The sequence below is a fragment of the Actinosynnema mirum DSM 43827 genome (genome assembly GCF_000023245.1).
GTDB lineage: Bacteria > Actinomycetota > Actinomycetes > Mycobacteriales > Pseudonocardiaceae > Actinosynnema > Actinosynnema mirum.
This window is the reverse complement of the sequence record NC_013093.1, coordinates 604438-616925: the sequence shown is the minus strand read 5'-3', so window position 1 is coordinate 616925 and position 12488 is coordinate 604438. Positions and strand designations below refer to the sequence as shown.

Annotated in this window: 7 protein-coding genes; 3 read left to right on the top strand and 4 right to left on the bottom strand. The window is 75.9% G+C overall.

From position 1 onward, the window contains the following. Nucleotides 1–95: 95 nt before the first annotated feature. Nucleotides 96–980 (bottom strand): helix-turn-helix domain-containing protein, encoded by an 885-nt coding sequence (locus AMIR_RS02845; RefSeq protein WP_012783196.1) that lies wholly within the window; start codon nucleotides 978–980, stop codon nucleotides 96–98. 208 nt (nucleotides 981–1188) lie between these two features. Here AMIR_RS02845 and AMIR_RS02840 point away from each other — a divergent pair, with 208 nt between their 5' ends. Beyond that, on the top strand, nucleotides 1189–2022 hold the full coding sequence (locus AMIR_RS02840; RefSeq protein WP_012783195.1) for an SAM-dependent methyltransferase: 834 nt from the start codon (nucleotides 1189–1191) through the stop codon (nucleotides 2020–2022). A 130-nt stretch (nucleotides 2023–2152) separates the two neighbouring features. On the opposite strand, the gene AMIR_RS42575 is transcribed toward AMIR_RS02840, so the two are convergent. Beyond that, nucleotides 2153–2281, bottom strand: a complete 129-nt coding sequence (locus AMIR_RS42575) for a hypothetical protein (RefSeq protein WP_276145714.1) — start codon at nucleotides 2279–2281, stop codon at nucleotides 2153–2155. Between the two features lie 174 nt (nucleotides 2282–2455). Beyond that, nucleotides 2456–3646 carry an AlkA N-terminal domain-containing protein gene (locus tag AMIR_RS02835; RefSeq protein WP_049796731.1) on the bottom strand — a complete coding sequence of 397 codons (1191 nt, stop codon included), beginning with the start codon at nucleotides 3644–3646 and terminating at the stop codon, nucleotides 2456–2458. Nucleotides 3647–5236: 1590 nt separating this feature from the next. Between AMIR_RS02835 and AMIR_RS02830 the strand changes: the two genes are divergently transcribed. Together AMIR_RS02830 and AMIR_RS02825 are read left to right on the top strand one after the other, a co-directional pair. Next, nucleotides 5237–9271, top strand: coding sequence for a WD40 repeat domain-containing protein (locus AMIR_RS02830; RefSeq protein ID WP_012783191.1), 4035 nt, complete (start codon nucleotides 5237–5239; stop codon nucleotides 9269–9271). 124 nt (nucleotides 9272–9395) lie between these two features. Further along, nucleotides 9396–9926: a DUF2165 domain-containing protein gene (locus tag AMIR_RS02825; RefSeq protein WP_012783190.1), complete on the top strand. Its 531-nt coding sequence runs from the start codon at nucleotides 9396–9398 to the stop codon at nucleotides 9924–9926. Nucleotides 9927–10118: 192 nt separating this feature from the next. On the opposite strand, the gene AMIR_RS02820 is transcribed toward AMIR_RS02825, so the two are convergent. Next, on the bottom strand, nucleotides 10119–12485 hold the full coding sequence (locus AMIR_RS02820; RefSeq protein WP_012783189.1) for a helix-turn-helix transcriptional regulator: 2367 nt from the start codon (nucleotides 12483–12485) through the stop codon (nucleotides 10119–10121). Between the last annotated feature and the right edge of the window lie 3 nt (nucleotides 12486–12488).

Below are 12488 nucleotides of genomic sequence, written 5' to 3'. Positions count from 1 at the left end.
TGCACGGACGCTAGCAGCGGCGTGGACACCCGTAAATGCACGTGCATATGCAGCGGCGGAATCTCCCTCTAATGGCGGAAACCCCTAACCGGAGGTCACAGCGCGGCGCGCGCCTTCACCAATGCCTGCCTGCTGCGATCGGGCGTCTCCGCATCGACGGTGAGCCGGTCGAACACCCGCCCGTAGATCTCCAGCTCCTCGGGTTTGTCCAGGTAGAGCGCGCCCGCGAGGTGCTCCACGTAGACGATGTCCGGCAGGTCCGGTTCCCCGAACCGGAGCATCGTGAACGGCCCTTCGGCGGCATATCCGCTGAGTGGGAATGGGACCACTTGGAGGGTGACGAGCGGCTGCTTGGTCACTTCCAGGAGGTGGTCCAACTGGTCGAGGAGGACCTGCCTGCCGCCGATCGGCCGGTGCAGCACCGACTCGTCGATCACCACCCACAGCCGGGGCGCGCCGGGCCTGGCGAGCACCTTCTGGCGGCTCATCCGCAGCGTCACCCGGCGCTGCACCTCCGGGCCCGCCAGCTCCGGCCTGCCGTGGCTGGCGATGGCGCGCGCGTAGTCCTCGGTCTGGAGCAGGCCGGGCACGAAGTGCGTCTCGTAGCTGAGGATGCGGGTCGCCGCCTCCTCCAGCCCGACGTAGTCCTGGAACCAGTCGGGCATCAGATCGGTGTAGCGGTGCCACCACCCCGGCTCGTTGGACCTGCGGACCATCGCCAGGAACTTCTGCCGCGCGTCCTCGTCGACCATCCCGTACATGGTCAGCAGGTCGGAGACGTCGCGCTCCTTCAACCCGACCCGGCCCAGCTCCAAGCGGCTGATCTTGGAGTCGGAGCCCCTGATCTGGTAGCCGGCCTGGGCTCGGGTGATCTCCGCGGCCTCGCGCAGCCTGCGCAGCTGGGCGCCGAGCACGATCCTCAGCGCGGTGGGGCCGCTGTCCCGCTCGCCGCTGGGGAGCCGGGGCTCACCGGTGGCCATCGCCGATCCTCCCCGCTCGCCGTGGCGCGCACCCGATCGGCGGTAGCGCCGCGGTGGCCCGACATCGCATCGTCACTGAACGTACACCCACGTCCGCCCAACCCCTCCCGACAGCGGTCCCCGCGCAGCGCGGGCCCATACCCCTCGATGATCGTCTGTGCTGAGGTGCACGAGCAGTTCTACTCCCGGACCACCCTGCGAGGTAGCCATGCCCGCTCTGTCGCCGGACGCCCCCGCCCCGGTCTACATCGACACGACCAAGGCGAGCATCGCCAGGGTCTACGACGCGTTCCTCAACGGCAAGGACAACTACGAGATCGACCGCGAGGTGCTGCGCCGGGTGCAGCAGGTGACACCGGAGGCGGCGACGCTGGCGGTGGACAACCGGGGGTTCCTGATCAGGGCGACCAGGTTCCTGGCCAGCCAGACCGGGATCACGCAGTACCTGGACTGCGGTTCGGGGCTGCCCACGGCGGAGAACACCCACCAGGTCGTGCAGCGGCTCCAGCCCGAGGCGCGGGTGGTGTACGTGGACAACGACCCGGTGGTGCTGGCGCACGGGCGGGCGCTGCTGGAGGAGAACGACCAGACGCACTTCTCGGCGGCGGACATCTTCGACCCCGAGGCGATCCTGGACGACCCGGTGGTGCGCGAGCACATCGACTTCAGCAAGCCGGTGGCGCTGCTGCAGCTCGGGACGATGCACCACCACAACGGGACCTCGCCGACGTCGCGGGAGATCATGGCGAAGTACGTGGACGCGCTGCCGTCCGGCTCCTTCGTGGCGCTGAGCCACTTCCTCGACCCGGAGACCGAGGAGCTGAGCCGGTTGGCGCGGCGGATGGAGCAGGCGTTCCTGCACAGTCCCATGGGCAGCGGGAAGTTCATCACGCGCGCGGAGCTGCTGGGGCTGTTCGACGGGCTGGAGCTGGTCGAGCCCGGACTGGTGATCTGCGCCGACTGGTGGCCGGACGGGCCTCAGCTCAAGGAGCTGGCGCCGGTGTCGCGCTGCATCGCGGGCGCGGTCGGCTGGAAGCGGTGACGCTGCCGGACGCGGTGGCGCGGCTGGGCGCCGGGTAGCGCCCGTTGGGGCGCAGCGGTTCCAGCGCGCGCGAGGCTCCCGTTGGCGGCGGTCTTCCCGCTGCGCCAACGGGAGTCGGGGGAGCGTCCGATCAGGACGAGGCGTCGATGGTCGCGGGCGGCTCGTGGAACAGGTCCTCGTAGCTCGGCTCGGCGGAGGCGGGCACCGGGAAGTGCGCGTCGTGCGACTCAAGGTGGCTGAACAGCTGGTCCGTGCTCAACGGGGGATCTCCGTCCATGACGACTCGGGACGCGCTGAGGATAGGCAGATCAGGCGCAGGCGAAACCGATTTCCGCCACGATTTCCCGAGTCCGGTCAGGGCGATCATAGAGCGCCCGGTTCGGCCGGGTGGGTGAACCACCGTTTTCGCTTGCGGGACAAGGGTTCCGGGGGGTCAGGTCGGGGCGCGGCCCAGCAGGTAGCGGGTCGCGTAGGCGCGCCACGGGCGCCACGCGCGCGAGCGGTCGGCCAGCGCGGCGGCGGTGACCGGCAGGCCGATCCCGCCCGCGGCGGCGCGCACGGCGGGGTCGTCGGGGCAGAAGCCGTCCGGGTCGCCCAGCGAGCGGGTGAGGACGGCGTCCAGCACGCGCTCGCCCGCGCAGCGCAGCGCCGACCGGGCCTCGGCGCGGTCCGCGCCCGCGCCCAGGTCGACGCCGCCCACCAGCGCGGTGAGCAGGGCGGTGAGCGGGGCGCGCGCCGGTGGGGGGAGCAGGGCCGGGTCCAGGTCCAGGAGCGCTTGCGGCGTCGGGAAGAGGTGGGTCAGGCCGCCGCCCGCCGGGTCGGGGACGGCCTCGCCCGCCTCGCGCACCACCCGGTGCGCCCAGCCCGCGTTGGCGCCCGCGCCCATGGCTGCGCCCGTGCCCGTGCCTTCGCCGAGCAGGGCGCGCACCGCGCACTCCGCGCCGTCGACCACGCCGGGGACCCTGGTGCCCGGCGCGGCGTCGACCAGCGGGCGCAGGGCGGGGTCCGCGCGGAGGGCGCCGTCGACCTCGGCGGGGTCGGCGTCCAGGTCCAGCGCGCGGCGGCAGCGGGAGATCGCGACCGGGAGGTCGCGGGAGTCGGTGAGGGTCAGGTCGCACTCGACGTGGTCGGCGCGCGGGCGCAGCGAGACCACGCCGTGGCCGCGCGGGAGGCGCAGCGTGCGGCGGTAGGCGCCGTCGCGCCACTCCTCGACGCCGGGGACGGCGTTCGCGACCAGCGGCCCGAACAGCGACGGCGCGTGCAGCGGCCCCCGGAACGGCAACCGCAGCACGACCGCGCCCGGCACGCCGCCGGGAGCCCGGCGACCGCCGCGCAGGTCGGTGGGCGAGCGGCCGAACAGCTCGCGCACCGTCTCGTTGAACGCGCGCACGCTCGCGAAGCCCGCCGCCACGGCGATCTCGGTCATGGGGAGGGCGGTGGTCTCGGCCAGGAGGCGGGCGGTGCGCGCGCGGCGGGCGCGGGCGATGGCGAGCGGGCCGGAGCCCAGCTCGGCCAGGAGGCGGCGCTCGACCTGGCGGACGCTGTAGCCGAGCCGGGTGGCGAGACCGGGCACGCCCTCGCGGTCGACCACGCCGTCGACGATCATGCGCAGCGCCCGGGCCACCGGGTCGGACCTGGGGCCCCAGGTGGGGTCGACCAGGTCGGTGGTGGGTGGGGCGGTGGGGTGGTCGGCGAAGGGGTGGGGGGCGCGGGGGCGGGGGGCGGTGGTGTGGCCGGTGGCGGGCGCGCCGACTTCGGCTGGGGCGGGGCCGGGGGCAGCACGGCCGGCGGCGGGAGCACCCGCACCGGCCGAGGCACGGCTGGCGGCGGCGTGGCTGGCGGCAGGCGCGCCAGCAGCGGCCGGGACGCGACCAGCGGCACCACGACCGGCGGTCGGACCACCGGCGTCCGCCGAGGCACGACCAACGGGGGTGCGGCCAGCGGCAGGAGCAACCGCGTTGGCCCCGGCGTGGCTGGTGGCAGCACGGCTGGTGGTGGGGGCGCTGGCGTCGGCGGGGACACGGCTGGCCGCCGCGGGCTGACCAGCGGTCGGAATCCGGCTGCCGATCGGGGCGCGGTCGGCGGTGGGAGCGCCGCCGCGGGTGGCCCTGCCGGTGGTGGCGGGCGGGCGATCGGTGGCGGGCGGGTGGGTGGTGGTGTGGCGGTCGGCGGGCGCGTGGGCGCCCACGTGGGTGCGGTGCTCGGAGTTGGCGCTGGTCGGCGTGGGGTGGGTGTTCGGTGGGACGCGTGGGTCCGGTGGGGTGTGGTTCTGCGGGTCGTCCGGCCTCTGCGGCGTGGATCGTGGCGTCGTTCGCCGTCCCGGTTCTCCCGGTTCCGCCCTCAGCACCTCGGCCCCCTCCCCGGCGCCCCCGCGCCCGTGTCCGCGCCCGTGTCCGAACCCGTGCCCGGCTGGTCGTCGTGCGGTTCCCGCGAGCGGTCGGAACGGGTGGCCGGCGGTTCGGGGAACTGGTGCGCCCGATCGTTCGGCGCGTCATCCGCGCCGGGCCCGGTCCGGGGTGCGGAAGGCGCCCCGCAATGGGGGTGGGGGCGCGGTCCGGTGAAGTGCCGACCACGGTTAGCCAGGTGGTCTGGTGACATCGACCGGTTGTGCTCCACTGCGTCCTCTTGCACGTCCTCGGGCTTCGCTCGGCGATCCCGGAACCGCGTCCCCGAACTCTGGCGGAAAAACGACATCGAACAAAGCGGTCGCGGCTTGGGCACGCCGTTGTGCGCAAACCGCGGACCCGCTCCGGAACGTTGTTCCGGCGTTGCGCTCCGACCCCCGCTCGCGCGGGGCGCGGGGCGACGGGCGCCCCGCCCTTCCCACCGGTGTGCGACCGGGCTGGCACGACCCAGGGCGACCATCACGGGCAGTGACCGGCACTCGGTCCGGCGCACACCCCTCGTTCCCGTTCGGTCGAGTCGCTCCCCACGCGGTCATCCCGGTTCGCGGACCTTTCAGCCCCGCTGAGAAGACCCCCAGGACTCCTCAGCGGCGAATGGCCCGCACCGAGTTCGGCTGTCTCCGGGTAAACCACCGCACCCGGCCCCGCCGCACTTCCGGTCGGCGTCGGCGCAACGCCTGGGAGCACCCTGGCACCCCCGGTCGTTAAGGTGGAACGGGCGGGCCGCCGAAGGCGGGCAAAAGCCCTGTTCACACCGCGATCCGGTTTTTCCGGACCGGAAACCGGCACCGGGGGAGGGCGCTCAGCGGATGGTGGGGAACGGTCACGGTTCGGGTCCTCGCACCGCTTTCGCCGAACGCTTCGCGCTGCTCTACGCGGAGGCGGGCGACCCCCCGCTCAAGCGCGTGACCGCCTCGGTGGCCAGGTCCCGCCGGGTCGACGAGCAGGGCCGACCGGTGCGGGTGACCGCGCAGCGGGTGAGCGACTGGCGCCGGGGGCGCAACGTCCCGGCCCGGTTCTCGGCACTCTCGGTAGTGCTGGAGGTGCTCATCGGTGAAGCCAGGAAGCAGCGGCCGACCCCGCCGATCCCCGAGCTGCACGACCTGGAGGCGTGGCGCGAGCTGTGGGAGCAGGCCCTCGCCAGCCCCGTCGCGGCCGTCGAGAGCGGGCCCGCGGAAATGCCCGAGGAAAGCGGCGTGTGCCCCTACCGGGGATTGGCCGCCTTCCAGCCCGAGGATTCCTCCTGGTTCTTCGGCCGGGAACGCAGCACGGCCGCCCTCGTCACCCGGCTGGACAATTCCACGGAATACGGCGGAATCGTTGTCCTGGTCGGCGCCTCGGGCGCCGGGAAATCCTCGCTGGTGCGCGCCGGCCTCATTCCCTCCATCCGCGAGGGGGCGTTAGCCGACCCGAGCTCCGCGACCTGGCCCTCGGCCGTCATGACACCGGGCGCGAAACCGCTCGCCGAATTGGTCGAGCGGGTTCCCGAGCTGTCCGCGGTCCTGCCCCCCGGCGGGCTCCCCGACGACCCGCCGACCGAGCGCGGCGCGGGCCCGAGGTCGCTGGGCGTGATCGACTTCGCGGAACGGGTCAGGGCCGCTGTCGCCGAGCACGCGCGGGCGCGCGGCGGCGAGCGCCTGGTGCTGGTGGTCGACCAGTTCGAGGAGGCCTTCACCCTCTGCGGCGACGACGCGCAGGTCCAGCTGTTCGTCCAGGCGCTGGCGGCGGCCTGCACCCCGGAGCGGCCGGGCGGGCACGCGCCCGCGCTGGTCGTGCTGGGCGTGCGCGCCGACTTCTACGGGCGCTGCCTGGCGATCCCGGAGCTGGCCGACGCGCTCCAGGAGCGGCAGATGGTCCTGGGCCCGATGACCTCGGCCGAGCTGCGCGAGGCGGTGGCCAGGCCCGCGCGCGCGGCCGGGCTCCAGCTGGAGGCCGGCCTGGTCGAGCTGATGCTGCGCGACCTGGGCGTGCGGGCCGGTCGGACGCCGGTGCACGGCGCGCGGGGCGCGTACGACGCGGGCGCCCTGCCGCTGCTCTCGCACGCCCTGCTCGCCACCTGGCAGCGCAGGCAGGCGGGCAGGCTCACCATCGCGGGGTACCGGGCGGCGGGCGGCATCCAGGGCGCGGTGGCCGCCACGGCCGAGCGCGCCTGGGCCGACCTGCCCCCGGCCGCGCAGGGCGCCGCGCGCCCGCTGCTGCTGCGCCTGGTGCGGATCGGCGCGGACACCCACGACACCCGCCGCCGCTCCACCCGGCAGGAGCTGGTGGGCCAGGCGGGCGACCCGGCCGCCGCCGAGGAGGCCCTGGAGGTGCTGGCCCGCGCCCGGCTGGTCACCCTCGACGCGGGCTCGGTGGAGATCACCCACGAGGCGCTGATCCAGGCGTGGCCGAGGCTGCGCGGCTGGATCGACCAGGACCGGGAGGGCGAGCTGCTGCGGCAGCGGCTGGAGGAGGACGCGGCGGCCTGGGCCGAGCAGGGCCGGGACTCCTCGCTGCTGTACCGGGGCGCGCGGCTGGAGGCGGCCAGGCACTGGGCGACCAGGCACCGGGCGGACGGCGCGGGCCCGACCGGCGCCACCGGCGACTTCCTCGCGGTGTCCGGCCAGCACCACCGGCGCGGGGTGTGGGCGCTGCGCGGCGGGGCCGCGCTGGTGGTGGTGCTCGCGCTGATCGCCGGGGTCGCGGCCGTGGTGGCGGTGCGCCAGCGCGACGACGCGGTGTTCCGGCAGGTCGTGGCCGAGGCCGACAAGCTGCTCGACCGCGACCCGTCGCTGTCCGCGCAGCTGGCGCTGGTCGCGCGCGGGATGCGGCCGTCCGCGCTCGACCTGGGCACCCGGCTGATCTCCTCCGGCGGCGCGCCGCTGGCCACCCCGCTGACCGGGCACACCGGCGCGGTCTACCTGACCACGTTCTCCCCGGACGGCCGCACCCTGGCCACCGCCAGCTACGACCGCACCGTGCGGCTGTGGGACGTCACCGACCGGGACGACCCGAAACCGCTGGGCGAGCCGCTGACCGGGCACGGCGACTGGGTCAGCTCCGCCGTGTTCTCCCCCGACGGCCGCACGCTCGCGTCGGCGGGCAAGGACGGCTCGGTCCGGCTGTGGGACGTCGCCGACCGGGCGCGCCCCAGGCAGCTGAGCACCGCGGAGTCCCCCGGCAGGGACACCGTCTACCTGGTCGCGTTCTCCCCGGACGGCCGCACGCTCGCGTCCGCGCACGCCGACCGCGCGGTGCGGCTGTGGGACGTCACCGACCCGAGCGCCCCGAAGCAGGTCGCGGAGCTGGCCGGGCACGGGCAGCAGGTGCGCACCGTGGCCTTCTCCCCCACCGGGCTGCTGGCCTCCGGCTCGGACGACGCGACCGTGCGGCTGTGGGACGTGGCGGACCCGAGCGCGCCGAGGCAGGCCGGGGAGCCGCTGGGCGGGTTCGACAGCACGGTGCACTCGGTCGCGTTCTCCCCCGACGGCCGCACCCTCGCCGCGGGCAGCGAGGACCGCAGCATCCGGCTGTGGGACGTCACCGACCCGGCCGCCCCCGAGGCGCGCGGCAGGCCGCTGGCGCTGCACCTGGCCCCGGTGTGGTCGGTCGCGTTCTCCCCGGACGGGCGGGTGCTGGCCTCGGGCGCGGCGGACAGCACGGCGCGGCTGTGGAACGTCACCGACCCGGCGCGGGTCCAGCCGCTGGGCAAGCCGCTGGCGGGCCGCAGCGGCACGGTGTTCGCGGTCGGGTTCTCCCCCGACGGCCGCGCGCTGGCCACCGGCAGCCTGGACCCGGTGGTGCGGATGTGGTCGCTGCCGTCGACGGTGCTGGTCGGGCACGCCGCCCGCACGGTCGGCCCCCGGTTCGCCCCGGACGGGCGCGCGCTGCTGACCGGCAGCGAGGACGGCACGGTGCGCGCGTGGGACCTGGCCGGTCCCGGCGGCCCGGACGCGCCCACCCCGATCGGCGACCGGCGGGACGCGGGCGAGCCGGTGCGGGCGGTGGTGCTGGGCGAGGACGGCCGCACGATGGTCACGGCGGGCCCGAAGGCGGTGCGGCTGTGGGACGTGCGGCCGGGCGCGGAGCCGGAACCGCTGGGCGAGCCGCTGCCGCTGCGCACCCGGTTCAGCTCGCCGCTGGCGCTGCGCGGGAACCTGCTGGTCACGGCGGACGAGGACGACACCGTCCTGCTGTGGGACCTGTCCGACCGGGCGCGCCCCAGGCAGCTGGGCGAGCCGCTGACCGGGCACGACGGGTACGTGAACGTCGCGCTGCTCACCCCGGACGGCCGGTTCCTGGTGACCGGCAGCGCCGACAGCGCGCTGCGGGTGTGGGACGTGTCGGACCCGGCGCGCCCGAGGGCGGCGGGCCGGTTCCCCGGCCACGACGGCCCGGTGCGGGCGGGCGCGCTGTCCCCGGACGGGCGGGTGCTGGCGACGGCGGGCGACGACAAGCTGGTGCGGCTGTGGGACTTCTCGGACCCGACCGCGCCGAGGGCGCTGGGAGCGCCGCTGGCCGGGCACGAGGAGGCCGTGGTGGCGGTGGTGTTCACCCCCGACGGGCGCACCCTGGCCAGCGGCGGCGAGGACGCGCGGCTGCGGCTGTGGGACACCTCGGCCCCCGCGCTGGCCCGGCCGATCGGCGAGGGCGTGGTCGGGCACGACTCGGCGCTGCGGGACATCTCGGTGAGCCCGGACGGCTCGGTGGTGGCGACCAGCTCGGCCGACGGCACGGTGCGGCTGTGGCACCTGGACGCGGACTGGGCCCGCAGGCGGATCTGCGCGCGGACCGGGGGCGTGCTGACCGAGGACGCCTGGCGGGAGCACGTCCCGCAGCTGGACTACGCGCCCCCGTGCAGGTAGGCGGGACGGCCGGGGCCCGCCGCCCGACCGGTGGATCGGGCACCCGAAGCAGTCGGCGCGGCCATCCGGGTGATCGTTCGCGGGCCCGTGGACTTCCGCCGCGCGGTGACTAGGTTCAGCAGTCATGCGCTTTCTGGCTCGGGTCGGGGGACCCCGCGCGGCGGTCGTGGTGCTCACCGCCGTCGCCGGCGTCTACATGGCACTGGTGGCGTTCAACAACGTCACCGACTACGGGTCCAACCACGCGTTCGTGCAGCACGTGTTCGCGATGGACACCACGTTCGGCGCGCCGAGCGCGGCGTGGCGGGCGATCACGAGCCCGGCGCTGGTGACGGTCGCGTACGTGCTGATCATCGCCTGGGAGGCGCTGACGGCGGTGGTGCTGCTGGTGGGGCTGGGGGCGTGGCTGTCCGGCCGGTCGCGGCTGGGGTCGCTGCTGTCCGGGACCGGGTTCGGGATGCAGGTGCTGCTGTTCGGGCTGGGGTTCATCGTGATCGGCGGCGAGTGGTTCCTGATGTGGCAGTCGAAGCAGTGGAACGGGCTGGCCCCCGCGCTGCAGAACGTGGTGATCGCCGGGTTCGGGCTGGTGCTGGTGCACGTGGCCGGGCGGGGCGAGCCGGTGGTGGAGCGCGCCGACGCGGGGCGCGCGGGCTGAACCCGGTGCGCTGCCCCCTTCGCGCGCGAGAGCTTCGGAGTGACGGCGGAACCCCCTGGTCGCAGGTCAGGGGGTTCCGCCGCGTTCCCGGCGCGGACGGGGGACGGACCCGTCCGCGCCGGCGGTCGGCCCGCTCGCACGCGGGCCGACCGGCTCTGGGGCGGCTGACCACCGGGGCCTGCCGCCTCGGCGTCAGCCGACGATCTGGCGGAGCTGGTCGAGCAGCTCCGCGCGGCTGGTGCAGCCCAGGCGCTGCCTGATGCGGGCCACGTGGTGCTCGACGGTCTTGGCGGAGATGAACAGCCGGTCGCCCACCTGCTTGTAGGTGAGCCCGCCGACGACCAGCTCGGCGACCTCGCGCTCGCGGTCGCTGAGCTTGCCGGTCTCCTGCCCGGTCTCGGGCTCGACCGGCTTGCGCCCGCCCAGCGGCCTGCCCTGGAGCAGCCGCGCGCAGTCGAGCAGCCGGACCATGGCCTGCCGGTCGGAGGTGCGGATGGCGGCCTGGCCCGCGAGGCGGGCGGCGTCCCACCACTGGCCCGCCGCGTGCAGCCCGCGCGCGGCCCGCTCGACCTGGTCGGGGTCGACCTTGCCCGCGAGCACGTCGAGCCAGCTCTCGGCGGCGCTGGAGACGATCGCGCAGTAGCGGCCCGAGTCGCGGTGGGCGGCGAGCGCGGCGGCGTGCTCCTCGGCGGCCGGGATCTCCTCGGCGATGACGGCGGCGTGCAGGCCGCTCCAGTGCAGCGGCACCGCCCACAGCGCGGGGTTGCCGAGGCCGCGCAGCAGGTCCTCGGCGGCGGCCAGGTGCGGGGCGAGGCGGTGCTGGTCGCGCAGCCGGGCGGCGGCTGCGGCGAACTCGCCCAGCGGCAGGAACGTGTACAGGTCGACGGGGTGGCGCAGCACCGCCTCGCAGGCCTGCTCCCAAGTGCGCTTGAGGGTGGGCAGGTCGCTGTTGCGGCGGGCGATGCCGATCTCCAGCGCCACCGCGAAGATCCAGTCGCGGGGTTCCAGGGGCCGGTTCGCCCTGCGCAGCGCGGTGATCGTCTCGCGGGCGCGCTCCAGGTTGCCCCGGCCCATGGCGATCCAGGCGCGCAGCAGCCGGTGCCGCACGGCCATGAGCGAGCCGCCGAGGCCGGAGGCGACGGCGCGGTCGAGCGCGGACTCGGCGACCACCGGCTCGCCGCTGTGCAGCGCGACCAGCGCGGCGAGGGCGGCGGGCGAGTCGGGCAGCAGCACGCCCGCGCCCGCCGGTTCCAGCAGTCCCGAGGCCCTGACCAGGGTGGACAGCGCGGTGGTGGGGCTGCCGGTGACCGATTCGAGGACACCGTGCGCCATCAGCGAGGCGGCTCCGCCGAGCAGGGTGGGCGGGGCGGGCGGCAGCGGCGCGGCCGGGAGCGCGCCGACGCCGATCTGGCCGATGTGCGCGAACGCGGTGGAGGTGGCGCTGGGCGACCAGCGGTGCAGCTCGGTGCTGCGGGCGAGCTGGCCGCGGTGGGCGAGCGCGATGGCCGCGACCTCGGCGGCGGCGCCCCGGTGGGTCTGGTCGCCCGCCGCGACGACCCGGTCGGCCAGGCGCAGCGCGGAGTCCAGGTCGCCCGCCATGGCGGAGGCGGTGGCGTGCCGGACGGCCACCTCGGGGGTGGGGGTGCCGATGGCGGCGAGCAGCCGGGCGGCGAGCGCCGGGTCGCTGGGCAGGGCCTCGGCGGCGGCGGCCTTGAACAGCTCGGACAGCTCCGGGCCGGGGGCGGTGAGCAGCGGCCGGACCAGGTCGAGCACGGGGCCGCCCGCGCGCAGCTGGGACTCGGCCAGCGCGCGGCGCACGGCGATGCGCCGGTCGGTGCGGCTGAGGGCGGCCACGGCGGTGCGGGCCACCGGCAGCAGGGTGCCGTCGGGGGCGAGCAGGCCGGTGGCGCGGGCGGCGTCGATGACGTCGGCGACCCGGTCGGCGTCCCCGCCGAGCAGCGAGCGCAGCAGGTCCAGGCGCAGGGCGGCCCCGGCCTCGGCGGCGAGGAGGAACTTCTGGGCGTCCGGGTCGAGCCAGTCCAGGTCGGCGCGGAAGGAGGCGATGACGTCCGGGGTCAGCTCCGGCGAGGTCAGCCCGGAGAGCCGGGCGACGAAGCGGGGCACGCCGCCGGTCTGCTGGTGGACGAAGTCGACCAGGGCGCGGCCGGTGGACGGGGGCAGGGCGTGCCTGACCTGCTCGCGGGTGAGCGGGGCGGGCAGGTGGGCGGGGCGGACGCGGCCGAGGGACTCGGCGAGGGCGGCCAGCGCGCGGGAGCGCGGCCACGGCCGGTAGGCGACGACGACGGAGGTGTCGCCGCGCTCGACCAGGGCGCGCAGGGCGCGCAGCTCGTCGTCGCCGAGCAGGTGCGCGTCGTCCACGGCGGTGACGTCGGCGCCGTTCTGCGCGAGGGCCCGCTCGACCTCGCGCAGCAGGGTGGTCTTCCCGTGCCCGCCGGGCGCGAGCACGCCGAGGCGCAGGACCGCGCCGGGGTTCGCGGCGATCTCGTCGAGCAGGGCGCGGGCCGCGGTGTCCAGGACGGGCTTGGGGGGAGTCGTCATGCG

Excerpts from the sequence above, each read along its gene's own strand:
- AMIR_RS02840 (WP_012783195.1), top strand. The coding sequence starts at position 1,189 with ATGCCCGCTCTGTCGCCGGACGCCCCCGCCCCGGTCTACATCGACACG.
- AMIR_RS02845 (WP_012783196.1), bottom strand. The coding sequence starts at position 980 with ATGGCCACCGGTGAGCCCCGGCTCCCCAGCGGCGAGCGGGACAGCGGC.
- AMIR_RS02820 (WP_012783189.1), bottom strand. The coding sequence starts at position 12,485 with ATGACGACTCCCCCCAAGCCCGTCCTGGACACCGCGGCCCGCGCCCTG.
- AMIR_RS02830 (WP_012783191.1), top strand. The coding sequence starts at position 5,237 with ATGGTGGGGAACGGTCACGGTTCGGGTCCTCGCACCGCTTTCGCCGAA.
- AMIR_RS02825 (WP_012783190.1), top strand. The coding sequence starts at position 9,396 with ATGCGCTTTCTGGCTCGGGTCGGGGGACCCCGCGCGGCGGTCGTGGTG.